We start from the raw sequence: 20,949 nt of genomic DNA, 5'->3' as shown, positions 1-20,949 counted from the left end.
TAATGAATATGAATAAATTGCCATGCATGTGAATAAATTGCTCTAATGATTCAGCCTTGCACCACGCAAAATCCAGATATAACGCCAACTTTCGTAAACCACCCGCCCTCAGGTTCGGGTATACTACGGCCTTCGATTCCACAAACATCAGGCATACCATGACAGACCTAATCCAACGCCCTCGCCGCCTGCGCAAATCACCTGCGCTGCGCGCTATGTTTGAAGAGACAACACTGAGCTTAAATGACCTGGTGTTGCCGATCTTTGTTGAAGAAGAACTCGACGATTACAAAGCTATTGACGCCATGCCCGGCGTGATGCGCATTCCGGAGAAACACCTGGCGCGCGAGATTGAACGCATTGCTAATGCAGGCATCCGCTCGGTCATGACCTTCGGCATTTCTCATCACACCGATGACACCGGCAGCGATGCCTGGAAAGAAGACGGTCTGGTGGCGCGCATGTCGCGTATCTGTAAGCAGACCGTACCGGAAATGATCGTCATGTCCGACACCTGCTTCTGTGAATACACCTCGCACGGTCACTGCGGCGTGTTATGCGAGCACGGCGTTGATAACGATTTAACCCTGGCTAACCTCGGCAAACAGGCAGTCGTTGCCGCCGCAGCGGGCGCAGATTTCATCGCCCCTTCCGCCGCAATGGACGGCCAGGTGCAGGCTATTCGCCAGGCGCTGGACGCCGCGGGCTTCACCGATACCGCGATCATGTCCTACTCCACCAAATTTGCCTCTTCTTTCTACGGCCCGTTCCGTGAAGCCGCAGGCACCGCGCTGAAAGGCGATCGTAAAACCTATCAAATGAACCCGATGAACCGTCGGGAAGCGATCCGCGAATCGCTGCTGGATGAAGCCCAGGGTGCAGACTGCCTGATGGTCAAACCGGCTGGCGCCTACCTCGATATTCTGCGCGATATCCGCGAGCGCACCGAGCTGCCGATTGGCGCTTATCAGGTCAGCGGTGAATACGCGATGATCAAATTCGCGGCGATGGCGGGTGCTATAGATGAAGAGAAAGTGGTGCTGGAAAGCTTAGGCTCGATCAAACGCGCTGGCGCGGATCTGATCTTCAGCTACTTCGCACTGGATCTGGCTGAGAAAAAAATCCTGCGCTAATCACATTGTTGCCGGATGGCAGTTTCGCTTTATCCGGCCTACAAATCGTAGGCCCGGTAAGTCAATCGCCGCCGGCAATCATCCCGCCCGATAAAACGGCTTGTCTCCCAAAATTGTCGCCCGGTGCATAATGCGCCTCTGTGGCAGATAATCCGCATTCGCATAATGCTGCGTCACGCGATTATCCCAAATCGCCACATCGTTGGGCTGCCAACGCCAGCGCACCTGAAACTCCGGTTTAGTGACATGCGCGAATAAAAAACTCAGTAACGCCTCGCTCTCTTTTTCCGTGACATCGACAATTCGCGTGGTAAATCCTTCATTCACGAACAGCGCCTGCTTCCCGCTCACCGGATGCGTACGCACCACCGGATGCAACAGGGGCGGATGCTTCGCCACCGCTTCCAGCCAGCGCTGATGCTCCTCTGGCGTCTTGCGGTATTTATATTCCTGAAATGATTTACGAAAATCATGTTCTGCCCGCAGGCCGCTCAGCAACTGGCGAAACGGCTCAGACAACGCATCATAAGCGGCAATCCCACTGGTCCACAGGGTGTCTCCCCCGGTCGATGGCAGCTCTTTTGCAGCCAGAATCGCCCCGGCAGGCGGCGTGTCAATAAAGGTGACATCGGTGTGCCAGTTGTCGTTATCCGGCGGATTGTCGTTATGAGTATCCAGTACGATAATCTCTTCTACCCCTTCGGCATGCGGATAGACCGGGTGAATATGCAGATCGCCGAAACGCAACGCCAGTGCGCGCTGCTGTTGCGGCGTAATCACCTGCTCACGCAGGAACACCACCTGGTGGCGCAATACCGCGTGATAAAGCTGTTCAAACTGATTATCGCTCAGCGGACGCGTTAAATCCGCGCCGCTAATTTGTGCGCCAATGTACGGTCCCAGCGGGGTTATGCTCAGACGTTCACTCATTGTAATTCTCCATGCCAGGGCGTCAGGCGGCGCTGAAGCGCGCGCAGACCCAGTTCTAAAATAAACGCGATAACGGCAATCACCGCGATCCCCGCCAGCACCACATCCGTTGCCAGAAACTCACCGGCAGACTGCACCATAAATCCTAAGCCTCGCGTGGCGGCAATCAGCTCTGCTGCCACCAGCGTCGACCAGCCCACGCCAAGTCCGATACGTAACCCGGTGAGGATCTCCGGTAATGCCCCCGGCAAAATAACAAACCACAGCACCTGCTTACGGCTGGCCCCCAGCGACTGCGCGGCGCGCACTCTCACCTGCTGCGCGCTTTTCACTCCCGCCAGCGCCGACATCGCTACAGGGGCGAAAATCGCCAGATAGATCAGCAAGATCTTGGAGGTTTCACCGATGCCAAACCAAATGACCATCAACGGGAGATAGGCCAGGGGCGGAACCGGACGATACAGCTCAATGATCGGATCGAGAATGCCGCGCATCGTCGGACTCAGCCCCATCGCGATCCCAACCGGAACGCCCAGCAGCACCGCCGCCAGCAGCGCGATAACAATACGCGTCAGACTCGCCGCCAGATGCTGCCACAGCGTGGCATCCATAAATCCCTGCGGACCGGCAATGACGAGCAATTTTTGCAAAACCTGCCCCGGTGGGGGTAAAAACAGCGGACTGATTAACTGCAGCGCCGCCACCGTCCACCACACCGCCAGAATGACGGCCAGCGTACCGAGACTTAAGGTAATCTGCCGCGAGAACGGCCAGCGCCAGTTGAGTGCGCGCTGGCGGCGGGGTTTATCATTAATGACCACGCTCATGAGAATGCCTCCCGTTGTTCAAAGACCCGACCTAACACATACTCGCGCATGGCGATAAACTGCGGGTCGGACTTAATGCTGCGGCTCGACTCTCCGGCCACAAAGCGACGGGCGAAATTCAGCGGCAGACGCTCCAGCACCCGGCCTGGGCCCGGCGACAGCAATACCAGCTCCGTCGCCATAAACACGGCTTCTTCGATATCGTGGGTAATCAGCAGCACCTGTTTGCCGGTCTCATACCACAGCTTCAGCAACAGGGTTTGCATCTGCTCGCGGGTAAAAGCGTCGAGCGCGCCAAAGGGTTCATCCAGCAGCAATAGCTGCGGGTTGGCCGCCAGCGCCCGCGCAATGCCGACGCGCTGACGCTGCCCACCGGAAAGTTGCCAGATAAAGCGTTTTCCCGCGTCCTCCAGCCCGACTTTCTGCAACATCTCCTTAGCGATTCGTTGGCGTTGGGACTTCTCCATCCCCGCCAGTTGCAGCCCGAAGGCTACGTTATCCTGCACGTTGCGCCAGGGCAGCAGTCCTTCGTTTTGGAACACAACCCCGCGCTCAGCGCCTGGACCTTCAACTTTTTTACCCGCCAACGTAATGCTGCCATGCTGATACGGCACAAACCCGGCAATCAGATTTAACAACGTGGTTTTCCCGCAACCGGAAGGTCCGAGTACCACCAACAGTTCACCGCTATCGAGCGTCAGGTTGATATCCTCCAGCGCCGATTTTCCACCGTAGCTGGCAGCAAGATGAGAAATTTGCAGCATCAGCGCCTCCTTATTTATTGCACGAAGCGATCGGTCACGTACTGACTGTAATCCGTCGCGACCGCAGGAACTTTGCCCTGCTCTTTGAGGAACTGCGCGGTATCGATAATCGCTTTATTCACCGGCCCGGTTAACTCCGCGGTTTGCTGCTGCGCCGTCAAATAAGTATTTCCTTTCACCAGCCCTGGCACATCCACCTCCGCTACCCCGCTTAAACGCGACAGTTTGCGGATATTTTCCGGCTGCTTCAGCCATTCATCAGGATTAGCGATATAGGGCTGCTGCGCATCGATAGCGCTTTTGGCAAAGGCTTTCACCACTTCAGGATGCTTCTGGGCAAAATCTTTGCGCACCACCCACACGTCCAGCGTCGGCGCGCCCCACTCGCCAACCTGCGAGGAGTCGGTTAACACCTTACCGTCTTTTTCCAGCGCGTTGACCGCAGGCGCCCAGACATACGCACCATCAATATCTCCGCGCTGCCAGGCGGCAATAATCGCCGGTGGTTGCAGGTTCACAATCTCAACCTGCCCCGCTTTGATACCCCAATGTTTCAACGCCGCCAGCAGGCTGTAATGGGTGGTGGAGATAAACGGCACGGCAATGCGCTTACCAATCAAATCTTCCGGTTTACTGATGTTTTTCTTCACCACCAGCGCTTCGGAGTTGCCGAGCTTTGACGCCAGCAGGAAAACCTCAATCGGCACCTGCTGACTGGCTGCGACCGCCAGCGGGCTGGAGCCAAGATTACCGATCTGCACATCACCGGATGCCAGCGCACGAACGATGCTCGCGCCGCTGTCGAATTTGCGCCAGTCAACGGTAGCACCGCTTTCTTTAGCAAAAGTGTTATCTGCCTGCGCCACTTTGGCGGGTTCGGCGGAGGTCTGATAAGCAACGGTGACGTTCACCGCCTGCGCCTGAAATGCGATGAATGCCAGTGCGGCAAGAAGTGCGTTACGCGATGAAATAGCCATGATTGTCTGCTCCCCTGTCTTGTTATGAGGGCAGTATTTCGTTGCGGCACAATTTGATAAAGGAATTAAAAATTCTGGCTAAGAACAAAGCGTTTTTAGAAAAAAAGCGGCAATAGTTAGCTATTTAGCTCATTACAGAACGTAGGCCGGATAAGGCGCTTGCGCCGCCATCCGGTAATCATATGCCTGATGCGCTGCGCTTATCAGGCCTACACTCGCTATAACACCCGGCAAATTATTGCGATTTTGTTACATTCGTTACATATCCGCGCCACGGTGATTGCCAGTGCGGCGCTGACAGGCATCATAGACGCCATTATCAGGTAAGAGAGTAATATCATGATTCATGTTGTGCTGGTGGATGACCATGTGGTGGTGCGTTCCGGCTTTGCGCAATTACTCAGTCTCGAAGACGATCTCAACGTCATCGGCCAGTTCAGCAGCGCGGCCCTGGCGTGGCCTGCGTTACTGCATGATGACGTCAACGTGGCGGTGATGGACATCGCCATGCCGGATGAAAATGGCCTGAGCCTGTTAAAACGACTGCGGGCGCAGAAGCCCGGTTTTCGCGCCATAATTCTCAGCATTTATGACTCGCCCACGTTTGTGCAAAGCGCGCTGGATGCCGGCGCCAGCGGCTACCTGACCAAACGCTGCGGACCGGAGGAACTGGTGCAGGCGGTACGTTCGGTAGGTATGGGCGGGCATTACCTGTGCGCCGATGCGCTGCGTGCGCTACGCGGCGGCGAACAGCCCGCGCAGGTTCTGGAGGTACTGACCCCACGCGAGCGCGAAGTGTTTGATCTGCTGGTCAAAGGCGACAGCGTGAAAGAGATCGCCTTCAAACTCGATCTCAGCCACAAGACGGTGCACGTTCATCGGGCGAACGTGTTGGGCAAACTGCAATGCCATAGCACCATCGATCTGGTGCATTTTGCGCTCGACCACCAGCTATTGACGGGGCATTAATGTCGCGTAACCTTCGGCATTGGGTTATTTCTCTGTTTATTCTGCTGGCCTGGGGATCGGGCTGGCTGATGCTGTGGACGCTGGGGTTTTATCTGACCCACAACGGCCAGCAAGCGGCGCTATTCCTGCCGCACGGCGTCTATCTCGCGCTGTTAATCCTGCTTTCTCGCCGTTACTGGCCCGCGCTGGTTCTGCCGCCGGTGTTGATGTTGCTCTGGCTGCACAGCGAGCAATTACTGAATGGCTATATCCTGCTGGCTGCACCATTAATTAGCCTGATTCCGGCGAGCATCGGCCAGTCATACTGGCACCGATTCCCCCTTTACTGGCAGCGCTTAACCCTGCTACTGGCCGCCGTGACGCTCACTTCATTGCTCAATACCGCCCTACTTTCACCGTTTATTCAAAGCCCGGCGACGTTAATAGGTCTGGCGTCGTTTACCGGCGGCGTGCTGCTAACGCCGTTTGTCTATCTGATCTATGAATTTTTGCGCCAGCAGCACCGCTATCATCTGCTCGGACTGGATACCACCAATCCCCCGCTGCGCACTTCGCTTATCATCTGGTGCAGCCTGTTTTTTATTATTGGCATCGGCACTCAGATGGTTCTGTCGCCGGAGATCGAGCGCCTGTTGCTGATCGTGGTGTTCTTACCGAACGTGGTGATGGCGTGGAAATTTGGCTGGCAGGGCGGCGTGTTATCCGGATTGCTCGGCAGTATGATGATCACCATCGCCCGGCAAATCGGCGTCGGGTTCAGTAACTTACTGGAGCTGGAAATTTTTCTCGCCACCCAGGCGCTACTGGGTATAGGGCTGGGGATCGCCATCAGCCGCCAGCAGCATCTGGCGCAAAATTTGCACCATTATCGCCAGCGTCTGGAAACCGAACTGGCGGCACGACGCGCGCTGACCGAACAGCTGATCCGCACCGAAGAAAATACGCGCAAAAGCCTGGCGCGGGAGCTGCATGACGAAATTGGGCAGAACATCACCGCCATTCAAATTCAGTCGCAACTGGTCAAACGCGCGCCAGGCCCTGAGCAAACGCTCGAAGCGGCAAATCAGATCAACAACCTTGCCCGGCGCATTCACCATTCCACCCGCCAGTTGCTGCGCCAGCTACGCCCACCCGCGCTCGATGAACTGGCCTTTAAAGATGCACTACATCATCTGGTGAATGAATTTGCTTTTGCTGAACGCGGTATTCGCTGTCGCTTTGATTATCAGCTAGAGAATACGCCAGAAAACGAAACGGTGCGCTTCACGCTGTATCGCCTGCTACAGGAGTTACTCAATAACGTCTGTAAACATGCGAACGCCAGCGACGTGTCGATTACGCTGCGCCAGCGGGAACAACGTTTGTTTCTGGATGTCGCTGACAACGGCGTTGGTATTCTGCCTGAAAAAATTCCCGGTTTCGGTATCCAGGGGATGCGTGAGCGGGTGAGCGCCCTTGGCGGCGAACTGACGCTCGAATCAAACAACGGCACGCACGTAATTGTTAACCTGCCCACAAATTTGCAACAAATCAGCCGCTAACCAGGAAAAAGTCTTAGTCACTGCGGACTTTCTCTCATCCCCTTTTGCTTTCACTTTCCTATAGTCAGCACAAACGGAGACTGCCATGCACGCACGCTCAACCAGCGAAACAGACCAACAATACCGAGCGCTACGCCCCCGGCTGCTGATGTGTATGGTGATAGGCTACGCCGCATTTTATTTGACGCGCAAAAGCGTTAACTACGTCCTCCCGGCGCTACAAACGGACCTGGGTCTGGATAAGGGCGATATCGGCCTGCTCGGGTCACTGTTTTATCTGACCTATGGTCTGTCGAAATTTACTGCCGGGCTGTGGCACGACAGCCACGGACAGCGCGCGTTTATGGGTATTGGTCTGTTTGCCACCGGCGTTTTAAACATGCTGTTCGCCTTTGGTGAATCACTGACGCTGCTGCTGGTGGTCTGGACGCTGAACGGATTTTTTCAGGGCTGGGGCTGGCCGCCCTGCGCCCGCCTGCTGACCCATTGGTACTCGCGCAACGAACGCGGATTCTGGTGGGGCTGCTGGAATATGTCGATCAATATCGGTGGCGCCATTATCCCGCTGATTAGCGCTTTTGCCGCCCACTGGTGGGGCTGGCAGGCAGCCATGCTGGCACCGGGGATAATCAGCATGGCACTGGGAATCTGGCTCACTCTGCAATTGAAAGGCACTCCCCGGGAAGAAGGATTACCTACGGTTGGGGAATGGCGTCATGACCCGCTGGAACTGCGTCAGGAGCAGCAAAGCCCGCCGATGGGGCTGTGGCAAATGTTACGCATCACCATGCTGAAAAACCCGATGATCTGGTTGCTCGGCGTGTCGTATGTGTTGGTCTATCTGATTCGCATTGCGCTCAACGACTGGGGCAACATCTGGCTGACGGAAAGCCACGGCGTGAATCTGCTCAGCGCCAATGCCACAGTGATGTTGTTTGAAGTCGGCGGCTTGCTGGGGGCGCTGTTTGCCGGATGGGGATCGGATCTGCTGTTCAGCGGTCAGCGTGCGCCGATGATTTTACTGTTCACGCTGGGACTGATGGTGTCCGTCGCCGCGCTGTGGCTGGCGCCGGTACACCACTACGCGCTACTGGCAGTGTGTTTCTTTACCGTGGGCTTTTTTGTGTTTGGCCCACAGATGCTAATTGGCCTCGCAGCCGTTGAATGCGGACACAAAGCGGCGGCAGGTTCAATTACCGGTTTTCTCGGGCTGTTCGCCTATCTGGGGGCCGCGTTGGCGGGTTGGCCGCTGTCGCTGGTCATAGAACATTACGGCTGGTCGGGAATGTTCAGTTTGCTCTCGGTTGCCGCTGTCTTTATGGGTTTATTGCTGATGCCGTTGCTCATTGCGGGCATTACCCCTTCTCTCAGTCAAAGGATAAAACAATGAAACTGACGCTTACCTCTACCCTGATTGCTTCCGCTCTGACGCTGGCGGCTATCAGCAACGCAGCCCAGGCACAGGGTCGTCTGGTGGTGTATTGCAGCGCCACCAACGAGATGTGCGAAACCGAAACCAAAGCCTTCGGTGAAAAATATGATGTGAAAACCTCATTCATTCGTAACGGCTCGGGCAGTACGCTGGCGAAAGTCGATGCCGAGAAGAAAAACCCGCAGGCGGATGTATGGTACGGCGGTACGCTGGATCCGCAGTCTCAGGCCGGTGAAATGGGCCTGCTGCAGCCGTATAAATCACCAAACCTCGAGCAGATTATGGAGAAATTCCGCGATCCCGCGAAGGTAAAAGGTAACCTCTCTTCGGCGGTTTACGTCGGGATTCTGGGCTTTGGCGTCAATACCCAGCGCCTGAAAGAGAAAAACCTGCCGGTACCAAAATGCTGGAAGGATCTGACCAAACCGGAATACAAAGGCGAAATTCAGATTGCTGACCCGCAAAGCTCTGGTACCGCCTACACCGCGCTGGCGACCTTTGCCCAGCTATGGGGTGAAGATCAGGCTTTTGACTACCTGAAACAGCTCAACGCCAACGTCTCCCAGTACACCAAATCCGGCATTGCCCCGGCGCGTAACGCCGCTCGTGGCGAAACGGCTATCGGCATCGGTTTCCTGCACGACTACTCGCTGGAGAAAGAACAGGGCGCGCCGCTGGAGCTAATCTCCCCATGCGAAGGTACTGGCTATGAAATTGGCGGCGTAAGCATCCTGAAAGGCGCGCGCAACGCCGACAACGCCAAACTGTTCGTTGACTGGGTGCTGTCGAAAGACGCACAGGAGCTGGCCTGGAAGAAAGGCAAATCCTATCAGATCCTGACCAACACCACCGCCGAGACCTCTCCTAACTCACTGAAGCTCGACGACCTGAAGCTTATCAATTACGACATGGATAAGTACGGCTCGACCGACGTACGTAAGGCGTTGATCAATAAGTGGGTTAGCGAAGTTAAGATGGGTAAATAAGCCCACGTTACGTTCATTTGCCGGGTGTGGCGCAAACGCCTTACCCGGCCTGGATTACCGGAAACGCTATGTCACACACACTTGCACTCCATCCCGTGAAAAAACGGGATGCGATATTCCTTTGGGTTTTGCTCGGCTGGCTGGCGTTTGCCCTGCTTCCGAGCTGGAGCCTGGACTATGGTCTGCTGGAGTCCACGCGCGAAGAAATACTCGCCGCCTACGGCTGGTCACAGTTCAATATCAGTTGGCTCTGGTATCTGCTGCCAAGCCTGTTGCTGGTGCGTCCATTCCATGAAGCCAGACGCGAGCAGCGCAACCGCCATTATCTTGACGCGGGATGGGCATTTTTCTGTATGGCCTTTATCGTCGCCAGCGCCACCCTTGAGGGCCGCGGCTTAGGCTATGCCACCATCGTGTTGTTTGTGGCACTTGGCGCAATCATGACCCTGGCGCTCACTCGCCTGGAATGGCTGGGCGGCGACCGTTTCGTCATCGGCTCGCTCACCGCGATAATCGCTCTGATCGGTATTTTTATCGTCTGGCCGAGCATCGCCATTTTCATTCCGATGTTCACCAACGACGCCGGAGAATTTGCCCCGCTGGCGTTTATGAATGTGCTGTCGCAAGCGCATATCATTCAGGTGATCCTCAACTCAATTATGCTGTCGATTGCTGTCGGCGTCGGCTGCACCTTCTTTGGTCTGGTACTGGCTATCTATACCACTCGTATCGCCAGACGCAGCGCCATCATCGGACGTATTTTCTCGATTTTGCCGATCGTCACCCCGCCGTTTGTCGTCGGTTTAGGCGTCACGCTGATGATGGGACGCTCCGGTTACATCACCGAATTTATGGTCGAATGGTTTGGTTTAACCAACACCAACTGGCTGTATGGTTTTACTGGTATCTGGCTGGCGCAGGTGCTGGCCTTTACGCCAATGGCGTTTATGATCCTCGATGGAGCAATCAAAACCATTCATCCATCGCTGGAAGAGGCGTCATATACCCTGCGCGCCAGCCGCTGGCAGACCTTTAACGGCGTGTTTGTCCCGCTGCTGAAACCGGCGCTGGCGAACGCCTTTTTAATTGTGGTGGTGCAGTCGCTGGCCGACTTTAGCAACCCGCTGGTGCTCGGCGGTAACTTCGACGTGCTGGCTACGCAAATTTACTTCTACATCACCGGTTCGCAGCTCGACTACCAGGCCGCCAGTACGCTGGGTGCCTTCCTGCTACTGTTCTCGCTGCTGGTGTTCTGCGTGCAGTATATGTGGATTGGTAAACGCTCGTACGTCACCGTTTCCGGTAAATCCTACCGGGGCGACGTGCAGCCGCTACCAGTCACGCTGGTGTGGAGCGTGGTCGCACTGCTGGCGGTGTGGATTGCCTTTAACGCCCTGCTCTACGGCAGCATTTTCTACGGCAGTTTCACCGTCAACTGGGGCGTGGACTACACCCTGACGCTGGCGAACTTTACCAAACTGTTCGGTCAGGGGATGAGCGACGGCGCGTGGCCTTCACTGCTCGACACCCTGCTCTACGCCGGGATTGCCGCGCCGATCACCGCGATTTTCGGTCTGCTGATCGCGTGGATTGTGGTGCGCCAGCAGTTTAAAGGCAAAAAGACCATCGAGTTCACCACTATGCTGTGCTTTGCCGTTCCGGGCACCGTCGCGGGCGTGTCGTACATTCTGGCCTTTAACAGCGCCCCGGTGTATCTCACCGGCACCGCCGCCATCGTGATCATCTCGATGGTGATGCGTAACGTCCCGGTCGGTATCCGGGCGGGTATCGCGGGCTTAGGCCAAATCGATAAATCGCTCGATGAAGCCTCGCTCAGCCTGCGCGCCGGTTCTCTGCGCACCATTACACACATTCTGCTGCCGCTGCTGCGCCCGGCGATCCTCTCGGCGCTGATTTACAGCTTTGTGCGCGCCATTACCACCGTCAGCGCCATTGTGTTCCTTGTCACCCCGGATACCCGCGTGGCGACGGCCTACATCCTGAACCGCGTGGAAGACGGCGAATACGGCGTGGCGATTGCCTACGGTTCCATTCTGATCGTGGTGATGCTGGCGATTATTTTCATCTTTGACTGGCTGATCGGTGAATCACGTACCTCCCGTTCAAAAGCCAAAAACCAGGCGTAATGGAGCGCACTATGACTCAGAAAAATTTCGTTGAACTGCGCAACGTCACTAAACGATTTGGCAGTAATACGGTAATAGACAATATCAACCTCACCATCCCGCAGGGGCAAATGGTGACCCTGCTCGGCCCATCCGGCTGCGGCAAAACCACCATATTGCGCCTGGTCGCCGGGCTGGAAAAACCGAGCGAAGGACAGATTTACATTGATGGCGAAGACGTCACTCATCGCTCTATTCAGCAGCGTGATATCTGTATGGTGTTTCAGTCCTATGCCCTGTTCCCGCATATGTCGCTGGGGGAGAACGTCGGTTATGGCCTGAAGATGCTCGGCGTGTCGCGCGCAGAGGTGAAAGCTCGCGTCAAAGAGGCACTGGCGATGGTGGATCTGGAGGGTTTCGAAGACCGCTTTGTCGATCAGATCTCCGGCGGTCAGCAACAGCGCGTGGCGCTGGCTCGCGCGTTGATCCTCAAACCGAAAGTGCTGCTGTTTGATGAGCCGTTAAGTAACCTCGACGCCAACCTGCGTCGCAGCATGCGCGACAAGATCCGCGAACTGCAAAAGCAGTTTGATATCACCTCGCTGTACGTCACCCACGATCAGAGCGAAGCCTTTGCGGTTTCTGATACCGTGTTGGTGATGAACAAAGGACACATCATGCAGATCGGCTCACCGCAGGATCTCTATCGCCAGCCCGCCTCCCGTTTTATGGCGAGCTTTATGGGCGATGCCAACCTGTTCCCGGCTACCTTCAGCGACAAATACGTTGATATCTACGGCTATCATCTGCCGCGCCCGCTGCACTTTGGTACACAAGGTGAAGGCATGGTCGGCGTGCGTCCGGAAGCGATCACGCTCAGCGATCGCGGTGAAGAGAGTCAGCGCTGCGTGATCCGCCACGTCGCGTATATGGGACCCCAGTATGAGGTCACGGTGGAGTGGCACGGGCAGGAGATTTTATTGCAGGTCAATGCTACGCGTCTGCAGCCGGACGTCGGCGAGCAGTATTATCTCGAAATCCACCCGTACGGCATGTTTGTCCTGGCGGATGCGGCATGATTTGTGCCGGGCTACGATCAAACAACGGACCAGATAAAATTAATTTGATTATAGAGAAGGAAAAATTCTTATAAAATATTTATTAAATAAATACAGATAAACTTAATTATTCCAAGCCTGAATCATCCTTAAATGGATTCAGGCTTTTTTATTACTTATGCGATCAGCCGCACAACTTTTACAGAGAAAATAGTATGTCATCACGCTTTCAACGGATGAGAGAGATTCAAAAATGTATTTTTACCAGGAAGAAAACCAAATCACTCAATATATAAGCGAGCACGAATTATGGGTATTGGGTCGTGTCAGCGGGATATACAACAAAACAACGCATAAAAACGAAAAAATGTTAGAACCGTTGTGGAGGAAATACGATCGAAGTATCGAGGGGATTTTAATCTTTTATTCAAAGATGGAAGCATCAATTTACTCTGTTTACCTAGAGAAAAAATTTAATGAAAAGTGGAGCGTATATGCACTGAATGATTTTAACATTGGGGAAATGGTAAAAAATAATAAAATCATCAAAAATAGTGATGATTATTATCTGCTGTTGAGTGCGGGTTTATGGGCTGATAAACAATACAATATTATATATCATGGTTATCATCTGGCTCAAGTTATAATCCCCGTCAAATATACTTTTAGCAGTTTCAGTGAAAATGAAAAATTCCCTACCCTAAAAATACCTGAAGAAGTTACAGATAGATTTCATCAAATGTGGAAGAAAAGACTCCCTGATTTTCTAAGTCATACTCAATCGCAATGTAATTATCATAATGACTATTTAAAAGAACAAAGTCTAATCGCTTATAATAATATGCAATTCAAAGAATCAAATAAAATCGAAGATTGTATTTACATGACAACATGGAAAAATGACTGGATTTTTTGCAATCCGGAAAGCTTAACTTTATTAAAATGAGAATTGTATGGGAATTGCATATTTTTTAAGGGTCGGTGATAAAACAACCTGCGGCGGTACTATTTTAACAGGCTGTACTAATCATATACTCGACGGACAGCCAACGGCACGACATGGCGATAGCTATATATGCGGTAAAGATAAAAAACTCTACCACATAGTAGGAGGACAACCGGGTTATTTTATACATGGTGTTCAAGCTGCCGGAACAGCACATAGCGTTGGCACATGCCCCTGCAAATGCAGATTTATTAACTCAATTTCAAATGTCACTTATTTCTATGAGAGTGAAGTTCTCTCCGCACCTAAGCCAGTCACAAACAGAGTGGTCTCTGTAGCTCCGCAGAACGCGCCAAAACCGCTCACGATGGCACCTGGACCATATTGTCCGGGTGAAGAGGATAAACCGCCTCGTGAGCCTGTCGATGGGGGATTTTGTGTATTGCCCTATGAGTCAAAGCCATCAACATATGAGCCGTATATTTTCGTTAACCCCCCCGAGGGTACGAGAGAGCTGTATCACAAACTGAACCCTGATATGAAAAAACAACCTGGTTCAATTCTGATTGTTGTTGATCCTGAAAAGCAAGATCAGCAACAGATTGAAACATTGCAAAAAGCGCGTGATCGAATTGATAAAGCTCTGGCCCCACTTACCTTGCAGGATGCAAAGTTATTGCATGATAACAGAGGAGCCGTGGATGCATTTTCATATCAACTTTTCGGTGATTATTTAGGAAATGCTGGAGATGGTTTTGGTTATATTAGTGAAGTAGGTAAAAGTTATTACGAAGAAATAAAAAAAATATTAATTGAAATTCAGGAGTTGTATAAAGATACGTATGGCCACAACAAAGGAATTATATCGGGGGAAGAATTCTTTGGTCAACGGGCAAGACTGTTTAAAAAGCTAGATGCTGTTTTAAACAAATTTTCAAAAACCCAGCTTAAATTAGAAGAATATAATAGCATTAAAAAAGCATTAGGTTTATCTACAAGTTCAATTATGTATAAATGGGATAAAACGGGAATAGATAATATTGAAGGTTATGCTACATATATTGAGCGCTCGGCAAAACTAATGAATCTAATGAAAACAGTTGGTTTTGTTGGCATAGGTTTAGATTTTGCCGGATATACATCAAATGTTTATGACGCTTGTTCAAAAGGTCGTGAAAGTGCTTGTAAAAAAGCCGCTATCACTGAATATAGTAAATTTGGATTCAAACAGGCTAGTAGTATGCTTTCTGGTCTGGCGGCTGGACGTGCCGCAAATGTGGTTTGTACGTGGGTATTAGGGCTTTCTACTATAGAAGCTGGTGGGGTCGGTGCTGCACTGTGTTTTGCTACAGGGGTTGGTGTTACTATTGCAACAAGTAAACTTGTAGAAAAATATGGCGAAAATGCTGGTGAATATGTAGGGGAGCATATTATATATGAAAATATTTTTAATTCAAAATGAGGTGATTATAAAAAACCTAATTTGTCTTGCTTTTTTATTTGATTTTTTAATATTCATGATATGTTATTTTTATAATAAAAAAGCGTACAAAAAAATAGTTGAAATATACGAAAGAGAGATAGGTCACCTACCAATTTCAACAAAGTCATGCAAAGATGCAAGTGTTTTTATTACTCCATACTTATATAATACTAAAGTTAGTTTTATAACTAGAAGCTTAAACTTTAAATACCATAAACATTTACATCACGGCATAAGCGTAGAAGGATATAATCTAATAAGAAATCTTCCAAAAAAATTAACACTAGGATTTAGAATTGAATCATTGTCATTATTGATTTGCATTCCAATAATGATCGTTTTTTTTATCATTTTCTAAATAAAGGGACTCCAGTGGAGTCCCTTCTTTAATTTTATATCAATGCACCCTATATCTGGTCAACAATCCGGTCGTAAGTAGCAGCAGATTTGCTTTAAGGCCTGCTACGAGTGAGTGCGTTCTATTACCTAAAATCACAATAGCCGTATCGTCACATCATTCACTGTAGACCCGCTAAGGCGCTTATGCCGCCCCCCAGCAATGCCTGATGCGCTGCGCTTATCAGGCCTACAGTGAACGATGTAGGCCCGATAAACTCTCAGCTTCGCGCTTTTAGCGCGGCAATATCCGCAGGCGTGGTGCGACAGCATCCGCCAATCAACCTTGCGCCTGCGGCCTGCCACTGCGGCAGATAATCCGTCAGCTGCGCGCAATGCTCACCGTGATGGTGCCAGGTTTTGCTCACCGCATCGTAATGCTCGCCCGAGTTCGGATACACCACCAGCGGCAGCGCCGTTAAGCTGTGTAAATACTGCAACGCGGCAGTGGTGTTCTCCAGCGCAATGCAGTTAATGCCTAACGCCACCACCTGCGGATATTGCTCAAGGAAAGCGACCACGTCGCGCAGCGGCGTACCGTCGCTCAGGTGCTCGCTGTCGCGCAGGGTAAACGAGAACCATGCCCGCGCACGCGGATACGCGGTCAACAACTCAGCCAGTGCGCGAATTTCGGCAAAATTTGGCAGGGTTTCACAGGCCAGCAGATCGGCCCCGGCATCCAGCAAGGCTTCCACACGCGGGCGATGAAACGCCTGGAACGCCTCGGCGCTGCACTGATAATCGCCACGGTATTCAGAGCCATCCGCCAGATACGCGCCGTAAGGCCCGACGGATCCCGCCACCAGCAGCGTGCCCGCCAGCGGGTTCTCTGCCAGATATGCTTCACGGGCTTTACGCGCCAACTCCACGCTTTTGCCAATCAGCGCTTTCGACTGCGCTTCATCCAGACCTCGCGCGGCAAAGCCCGCCGGCGTCGCCTGATAGCTGGCGGTGATCGCGCATTGCGCCCCCGCCCGGTAATAGTCAAGATGAACTTCGCGGATAAGCTCCGGGTTTTCTACCAGCACTTTGGCTGACCACAGGCTGTCGGCTAAGTTACACCCTCGCGCTTCCAGCTCCGTCGCCATCGCGCCATCCAGCAACAGGACATCCTGTTTATCAAGGAGAGCGCGTAACGGATTATTCTGCGACATGTTCTGGCTCCTGTTTTGCGTTACGGGGTTGAGTAAGGAAATAAGCACCATAGCACAACGCGACAAACGGTAACCCGCACCACAACGCAATTCTCTGCGCTGGATCGAATGCCAGCCCTACACAGGCCACCAGGCACAGCACAAAACCTAATACCGGCACCAGCGGATACCACGGCGCACGATAATGTAATTCACTCAATGCCTTACCTTGTTGCAGATGACGGCGGCGAAAAACAAAATGCGAGGCGCATATGCTCAGCCACACTGCCACCACCGCAAATCCGGAGATTGCCGACAGCGCAACAAATACCGTATCCGGAGCCACCACGCTGGAAAACAACGCCAGCACACCGCCAAGCATACTGACCGACAGTGCCGTCAAGGGCACACCGTTTTTCGTCACTCGGGCAAAACAGGCTGGCAGCGTACGTTCATTCGACAGCGACCACAGCATGCGCCCGGAAGCGTACAGCCCGGAGTTCGCCGCAGACAGGATGGCCGTCAGGATCACGAAGTTAAAAATATCGGCGGCGTACGGAATCCCTACTTTCTCAAACACCAGCACAAACGGGCTTTTCTCCACGCCCGCCTGCTGCATCGGGATCAGCGCTGCCAGCACAAACACGGTGCCAATAAAGAAAATAATCAGCCGCGCGATGGTGGTACGAATCGCCACCGGGATAACCTTGCGCGGGTTTTCTGTTTCACCCGCGGCAATGCCGATAAGCTCGGTGCCCGAAAAAGCAAAGTTCACTGCCACCATAGTCATCAGGATCGGTAAGCCGCCGTGCGGGAACCAGCCTTCTGCCGTGATGTTACTCAGCCCCGGCGCGGGGGAACCATCCTGCATCGGGATAAAACCGAAAATCGCCGCCCCACCGAGGATGATAAAGGCGATGATAGTGACAACTTTTACCAGCGAGAACCAGAACTCCCCTTCGGCAAAAAAGCGCGTGGAGATAACGTTCAGGCCAAAAATAATCACGCAGAACAACACACACCAAACCCATACCGGCACCTGTGGAAACCAGTACTGCATACAAAATCCGGCGGCGGTAAAACTCGAACCCAGCGCCACGGTCCAGGTCAGCCAGTAAAGCCAGGCCACGGTATACCCCGTTGCCGGGCCAAGATAGCGCGCAGCATAGACGTGAAACGCCCCCGTCTCCGGCATCGCCACCGACAGTTCGCCCAGACACTGCATAACCAGCCAGACCACCAGCGCACCAATCAGATAGGCCAGCAGCGTTCCCGCCGCTCCGGTGGTGGAGATGATGTACCCGGTATTAAAGAATAACCCTGTGCCAATCACGCCGCCTAAGGAGAGCATAATCAGGTGACGCGTTTTCATTGTGCGCTTCAGTGGCGCATTTTGTTGTGTTGTTTGCATATGACCTTCTAAACGTATGGACATCTAAACATCCAAAGAAGGTTTGTTATACCGCGTTTGTTAACAGAATGCAAAGTCAACCCTGCACCAGACGCAGATGACCACGCCGGGCGCTTAATATCGGGTGAGGATTAATAATCAAATACAAAAAGGGCCGCCAGCTCATAACACCTCCGTTACCAGGCTTTATATAAACTCTGGCAACGTGGTCGTCGGCTGACGCTCACCCGGAAGTGGGAACCGTATCTCCCCGCTCATACAACCGAATGAGTGCTTAAGCACCGCTGGCCGGGATCGGCCTTTACGATTTGCGGATCATCCGATTGATAGCTGGAATAACTCACTCGCTGACCGAAATAACACTGTGGCGTCTTGCCCTAAATATATCTTCATCGCATAGTGTGCATTCATTTTCTGCCAGGAGGCTGCATGTTAAAGGTCATTGCCGAAGATTTCATCAAACCTGAGTTCATTGAAACCGTTCTCCCTTTGTATCGTGAGCTAATATCGGCAACGAAGAAAGAACCGCAGTGCATTGCATATGACCTCTATATTGATGAAAAAGATCCGGGCCATTTTGTTTTTATCGAAGAATGGCCAAACCACGCGGCTCTCGATGAACATTGTGCCAGCGAACATTTCCGACGACTTGTACCGTTAATCGATCAATACTCACGCCAGGAAGCACGTTACATACTGATGGATGACGTGGTAAATCCGACTGTTGCTTAAAAATAGAGGAATATGGTCAGGAGGGTAATAACGAAAGTAAGGAAATAACTTTTTGGCAGAATGCTTAAAAGCGCTGCTGTTAATGATAAAATAGCAAGTACAAATAGTAAGTTGAAAATGGTGGCCTATTAAAAATGAATAAAAAATGTCTGGGATATATTTCGATTGTTGTCGATGATTACGACAGAGCTATCGATTACTACACAAATAAGCTCGGCTTTACCCTGATTGAAGATACTCCGCAACCGGGGAAACGTTGGGTTGTGGTATCACCGAACCCCGACAGTGACTGTCATTTGTTACTTTCCAGAGCGGCTAATGAGATTCAGGAAGCATTCATCGGTAACCAATGTGGCGGACGCGTATTCCTGTTTCTGCAAACCGATGATTTTTGGCATGATTACAATGCAATGAAGTTGGTTGGCGTTCAGTTTTGCGAAGCCCCCAGAGAAGAAGAATACGGTACCGTTGTTGTTTTTGAGGACCTCTATGGTAATCGATGGGATTTATTACAGAGAAAGTAAACGCCATATGTGGTCATTAGACGTATCCAACTCAACTGGATGTCTGTTTCTGGCACAACGTTGTTCTTCCCACGCCCGAAATAAAAATACCGAAACCCCGATTCAATAAAGAGCAGGATTTCGGTATTCATTCAGTCCGCAGGGCTTCAGACCTTAAGCAGTTTCACCGTCTCGTCGATATCGATTTCATCTTCCGAGAAAATCAGCGTCGTCCCCTGGAAGGTGGTGATCGCCAGCTTTTTCAGCGTGCGCATTTCGCCAGGCTTGACGTCTGATTTCGGTCGGATGCTATTCATCAGCACGCCAACAGACAGCACCGCATTTTCTTTGTCGATACGAGTCTCAGCAGGGACTTCTTCGCTGTAGACCAGGTATGACTTGATCGCCGTGAGCTTCAGACGCTCGCCTGCGATATAGATGTATTTGCTGTCTGGTATGACTTTTACCGCATAGGCAGACAAGCCTTTGTTGTTGGTGGTAGGCTCGAAGGTCACCGCCGCGTCTTTCTTGATCAGCTCAGGATTAGCAACCTTAATCACATGAAAATAGCGGTTGTCGCCGTTTTCATCTTTGATAAATCCAAAGCCTTTATCTTTAAACCACGTTGTGATTGTTCCGTTCATTGCTGTTTCCGCCTGATTAAACCTAATACTCGTAGAGTATATCTACTCAATTTGCGCGCAGTGTAAAACACAGGCCATGTCTTTGGCTACTCGTTACCCCAGCGATTGAGGAACTCCGCGATATCATCGATACGCAGTGGGTCGACGCCGGCCACGGTTGCCATCTCCTGCTGCGCTTCTTCACTGATCTCTTCGTTGTTCATCAAACGAGTGATCAACTGCTGGAAGTAATGCGCCAGCGCGTCGCGTTCGGCATCGCTCACCGACTTTGCGGCCTCGGTCGCGTACTCGTCGGCGATATCATAATATTTTAGCGGAATGTCGTTGTTCATCAGGTGCTCCGGGGTGAATGCGTGTGCCAGCAGTTGCCTGCCGCGTCTGATGTGAATGATAGCATTCTTATTTCATGGTTCGCGATCTGTTTTATTGGCTGTAACACATTACATATATCAACACTATTTTCTGGAGCCACTTTGCATTTAATAAACATGCCATTTTTAAATGACGACATTTTTATTAAGTACGGTGTGATAGCCATAGGTTAAATAGTGTAGTAGCACAGGGACACAAACACCTTTATTCCGCTTAGCACATGACTATTTACAAGAAGTTGATTTTCTCTGACACAACATTTACGCCAGAACCCGCCGTTGCCCAAGCAGCTTCAGGTGTTTTACCAGATGCCCCATAAAACCACGAGCTACTACGCAAAAAACCGCTTTCCCCCTGCACAGTATGCTGACAGGTACGGCTAGTATTCACCCACGAACGTAATCAGCGCAGGACAGTTCCGCTTTCAGCCAGCTTTTCCCTGACCTGATTTTTCAGGGATTCAGCAGCCTGTTTCGCCGCTTCGCGGGCCCGATCACCACTGAGCGAGTTATTCTCAACTGCGTTTTTACCAGACTGCGCACCCGTTGTCGTGCTTTTCGAATCACCACCGGCCAGATTACCTGCC

20 protein-coding genes are annotated in these 20,949 nt (G+C 52.0%); 11 read left to right on the top strand and 9 right to left on the bottom strand.

Going from position 1 to position 20,949, the window contains the following annotated elements; genetic code table 11:
• Positions 1 to 158: 158 nt before the first annotated feature.
• Entirely contained in the window at positions 159 to 1,133 is a 975-nt protein-coding gene (gene hemB, locus OGV94_RS15165; RefSeq protein ID WP_043015354.1) for a porphobilinogen synthase, read from the top strand.
• Between the two features lie 78 nt (positions 1,134 to 1,211).
• Here hemB and tauD read toward each other — a convergent pair whose 3' ends face one another.
• From tauD to tauA, 4 genes are read right to left on the bottom strand one after another with little or no spacing between them, the layout of a single operon-like run.
• Positions 1,212 to 2,063, bottom strand: a complete 852-nt coding sequence (gene tauD, locus OGV94_RS15160; protein ID WP_043015353.1) for a taurine dioxygenase — start codon at positions 2,061 to 2,063, stop codon at positions 1,212 to 1,214.
• On the bottom strand, positions 2,060 to 2,890 hold the full coding sequence (gene tauC, locus OGV94_RS15155) for a taurine ABC transporter permease TauC (RefSeq protein ID WP_043015352.1): 831 nt from the start codon (positions 2,888 to 2,890) through the stop codon (positions 2,060 to 2,062). Before tauC ends, tauD begins: the two co-directional genes overlap by 4 nt.
• Positions 2,887 to 3,654 (bottom strand): taurine ABC transporter ATP-binding subunit, encoded by a 768-nt coding sequence (gene tauB, locus OGV94_RS15150; protein ID WP_043015351.1) that lies wholly within the window; start codon positions 3,652 to 3,654, stop codon positions 2,887 to 2,889. Before tauB ends, tauC begins: the two co-directional genes overlap by 4 nt.
• 14 nt (positions 3,655 to 3,668) lie before the next feature.
• Positions 3,669 to 4,631 (bottom strand): taurine ABC transporter substrate-binding protein, encoded by a 963-nt coding sequence (tauA, locus tag OGV94_RS15145; RefSeq protein ID WP_286523719.1) that lies wholly within the window; start codon positions 4,629 to 4,631, stop codon positions 3,669 to 3,671.
• Between the two features lie 339 nt (positions 4,632 to 4,970).
• On the opposite strand from tauA, the gene OGV94_RS15140 reads away from it, so the two are divergent.
• The 8 genes from OGV94_RS15140 to OGV94_RS15105 all read left to right on the top strand — a co-directional run bounded on the left by OGV94_RS15140 (position 4,971) and on the right by OGV94_RS15105 (position 15,151).
• Positions 4,971 to 5,600 (top strand): response regulator transcription factor, encoded by a 630-nt coding sequence (locus tag OGV94_RS15140; RefSeq protein ID WP_043017854.1) that lies wholly within the window; start codon positions 4,971 to 4,973, stop codon positions 5,598 to 5,600.
• Positions 5,600 to 7,141: an MASE1 domain-containing sensor histidine kinase gene (locus OGV94_RS15135; protein WP_047413100.1), complete on the top strand. Its 1,542-nt coding sequence runs from the start codon at positions 5,600 to 5,602 to the stop codon at positions 7,139 to 7,141. The genes OGV94_RS15140 and OGV94_RS15135 overlap by 1 nt, the downstream gene beginning before the upstream one ends.
• 85 nt (positions 7,142 to 7,226) lie before the next feature.
• Positions 7,227 to 8,531 (top strand): MFS transporter family glucose-6-phosphate receptor UhpC, encoded by a 1,305-nt coding sequence (gene uhpC / locus OGV94_RS15130; RefSeq protein WP_286523717.1) that lies wholly within the window; start codon positions 7,227 to 7,229, stop codon positions 8,529 to 8,531.
• Positions 8,528 to 9,559, top strand: coding sequence for an ABC transporter substrate-binding protein (locus OGV94_RS15125; RefSeq protein WP_199994226.1), 1,032 nt, complete (start codon positions 8,528 to 8,530; stop codon positions 9,557 to 9,559). The genes uhpC and OGV94_RS15125 overlap by 4 nt, the downstream gene beginning before the upstream one ends.
• A 68-nt stretch (positions 9,560 to 9,627) precedes the next feature.
• Positions 9,628 to 11,706: an ABC transporter permease gene (locus tag OGV94_RS15120; protein WP_100194025.1), complete on the top strand. Its 2,079-nt coding sequence runs from the start codon at positions 9,628 to 9,630 to the stop codon at positions 11,704 to 11,706.
• 11 nt (positions 11,707 to 11,717) lie between these two features.
• A complete protein-coding gene (gene fbpC / locus OGV94_RS15115; RefSeq protein ID WP_047413104.1) occupies positions 11,718 to 12,764 on the top strand; it encodes a ferric ABC transporter ATP-binding protein in 1,047 nt (348 codons plus the stop codon).
• Positions 12,765 to 12,996: 232 nt separating this feature from the next.
• Positions 12,997 to 13,689, top strand: coding sequence for a hypothetical protein (locus tag OGV94_RS15110; RefSeq protein ID WP_181634034.1), 693 nt, complete (start codon positions 12,997 to 12,999; stop codon positions 13,687 to 13,689).
• Positions 13,690 to 13,696: 7 nt separating this feature from the next.
• A complete protein-coding gene (locus OGV94_RS15105; RefSeq protein WP_213733145.1) occupies positions 13,697 to 15,151 on the top strand; it encodes a PAAR domain-containing protein in 1,455 nt (484 codons plus the stop codon).
• 638 nt (positions 15,152 to 15,789) lie between these two features.
• Here the strand turns inward: OGV94_RS15105 and mmuM are convergent.
• Together mmuM and mmuP are read right to left on the bottom strand one after the other, a co-directional pair.
• Positions 15,790 to 16,722: a homocysteine S-methyltransferase gene (gene mmuM, locus OGV94_RS15100; RefSeq protein WP_286523713.1), complete on the bottom strand. Its 933-nt coding sequence runs from the start codon at positions 16,720 to 16,722 to the stop codon at positions 15,790 to 15,792.
• Positions 16,709 to 18,112, bottom strand: coding sequence for an S-methylmethionine permease (gene mmuP / locus OGV94_RS15095; protein ID WP_213732139.1), 1,404 nt, complete (start codon positions 18,110 to 18,112; stop codon positions 16,709 to 16,711). Before mmuP ends, mmuM begins: the two co-directional genes overlap by 14 nt.
• Positions 18,113 to 18,541: 429 nt before the next feature.
• On the opposite strand from mmuP, the gene OGV94_RS15090 reads away from it, so the two are divergent.
• Together OGV94_RS15090 and OGV94_RS15085 are read left to right on the top strand one after the other, a co-directional pair.
• Entirely contained in the window at positions 18,542 to 18,844 is a 303-nt protein-coding gene (locus tag OGV94_RS15090; protein ID WP_043015342.1) for a putative quinol monooxygenase, read from the top strand.
• Positions 18,845 to 18,978: 134 nt separating this feature from the next.
• Complete coding sequence (locus OGV94_RS15085; protein WP_075146335.1) at positions 18,979 to 19,368, top strand: VOC family protein; 390 nt, start codon at positions 18,979 to 18,981, stop codon at positions 19,366 to 19,368.
• 146 nt (positions 19,369 to 19,514) lie between these two features.
• Here the strand turns inward: OGV94_RS15085 and OGV94_RS15080 are convergent, their stop codons facing one another.
• The 3 genes from OGV94_RS15080 to OGV94_RS15070 all read right to left on the bottom strand — a co-directional run.
• Positions 19,515 to 19,991 carry a cold-shock protein gene (locus tag OGV94_RS15080; protein ID WP_016151966.1) on the bottom strand — a complete coding sequence of 159 codons (477 nt, stop codon included), beginning with the start codon at positions 19,989 to 19,991 and terminating at the stop codon, positions 19,515 to 19,517.
• A gap of 86 nt (positions 19,992 to 20,077) precedes the next feature.
• Positions 20,078 to 20,323, bottom strand: a complete 246-nt coding sequence (locus OGV94_RS15075) for a YmjA family protein (RefSeq protein ID WP_043015341.1) — start codon at positions 20,321 to 20,323, stop codon at positions 20,078 to 20,080.
• Positions 20,324 to 20,765: 442 nt separating this feature from the next.
• Positions 20,766 to 20,949: VENN motif pre-toxin domain-containing protein (locus tag OGV94_RS15070; protein ID WP_286523711.1), on the bottom strand; the 184-nt coding region annotated here is incomplete at its 5' end.

The organism is Citrobacter sp. Ce006 (assembly GCF_030336535.1).
Taxonomy (GTDB): domain Bacteria; phylum Pseudomonadota; class Gammaproteobacteria; order Enterobacterales; family Enterobacteriaceae; genus Citrobacter; species Citrobacter europaeus.
The sequence above is the reverse complement of the archived record's forward strand: the minus strand, read 5'-3'. Positions and strand labels throughout refer to the sequence as shown.

Coding starts and splice junctions, on each gene's coding strand:
- hemB (WP_043015354.1), top strand. CDS start 159: ATGACAGACCTAATCCAACGCCCTCGCCGCCTGCGCAAATCACCTGCG.
- tauD (WP_043015353.1), bottom strand. CDS start 2,063: ATGAGTGAACGTCTGAGCATAACCCCGCTGGGACCGTACATTGGCGCA.
- tauC (WP_043015352.1), bottom strand. CDS start 2,890: ATGAGCGTGGTCATTAATGATAAACCCCGCCGCCAGCGCGCACTCAAC.
- tauB (WP_043015351.1), bottom strand. CDS start 3,654: ATGCTGCAAATTTCTCATCTTGCTGCCAGCTACGGTGGAAAATCGGCG.
- tauA (WP_286523719.1), bottom strand. CDS start 4,631: ATGGCTATTTCATCGCGTAACGCACTTCTTGCCGCACTGGCATTCATC.
- OGV94_RS15140 (WP_043017854.1), top strand. CDS start 4,971: ATGATTCATGTTGTGCTGGTGGATGACCATGTGGTGGTGCGTTCCGGC.
- OGV94_RS15135 (WP_047413100.1), top strand. CDS start 5,600: ATGTCGCGTAACCTTCGGCATTGGGTTATTTCTCTGTTTATTCTGCTG.
- uhpC (WP_286523717.1), top strand. CDS start 7,227: ATGCACGCACGCTCAACCAGCGAAACAGACCAACAATACCGAGCGCTA.
- OGV94_RS15125 (WP_199994226.1), top strand. CDS start 8,528: ATGAAACTGACGCTTACCTCTACCCTGATTGCTTCCGCTCTGACGCTG.
- OGV94_RS15120 (WP_100194025.1), top strand. CDS start 9,628: ATGTCACACACACTTGCACTCCATCCCGTGAAAAAACGGGATGCGATA.
- fbpC (WP_047413104.1), top strand. CDS start 11,718: ATGACTCAGAAAAATTTCGTTGAACTGCGCAACGTCACTAAACGATTT.
- OGV94_RS15110 (WP_181634034.1), top strand. CDS start 12,997: ATGTATTTTTACCAGGAAGAAAACCAAATCACTCAATATATAAGCGAG.
- OGV94_RS15105 (WP_213733145.1), top strand. CDS start 13,697: ATGGGAATTGCATATTTTTTAAGGGTCGGTGATAAAACAACCTGCGGC.
- mmuM (WP_286523713.1), bottom strand. CDS start 16,722: ATGTCGCAGAATAATCCGTTACGCGCTCTCCTTGATAAACAGGATGTC.
- mmuP (WP_213732139.1), bottom strand. CDS start 18,112: ATGCAAACAACACAACAAAATGCGCCACTGAAGCGCACAATGAAAACG.
- OGV94_RS15090 (WP_043015342.1), top strand. CDS start 18,542: ATGTTAAAGGTCATTGCCGAAGATTTCATCAAACCTGAGTTCATTGAA.
- OGV94_RS15085 (WP_075146335.1), top strand. CDS start 18,979: ATGAATAAAAAATGTCTGGGATATATTTCGATTGTTGTCGATGATTAC.
- OGV94_RS15080 (WP_016151966.1), bottom strand. CDS start 19,991: ATGAACGGAACAATCACAACGTGGTTTAAAGATAAAGGCTTTGGATTT.
- OGV94_RS15075 (WP_043015341.1), bottom strand. CDS start 20,323: ATGAACAACGACATTCCGCTAAAATATTATGATATCGCCGACGAGTAC.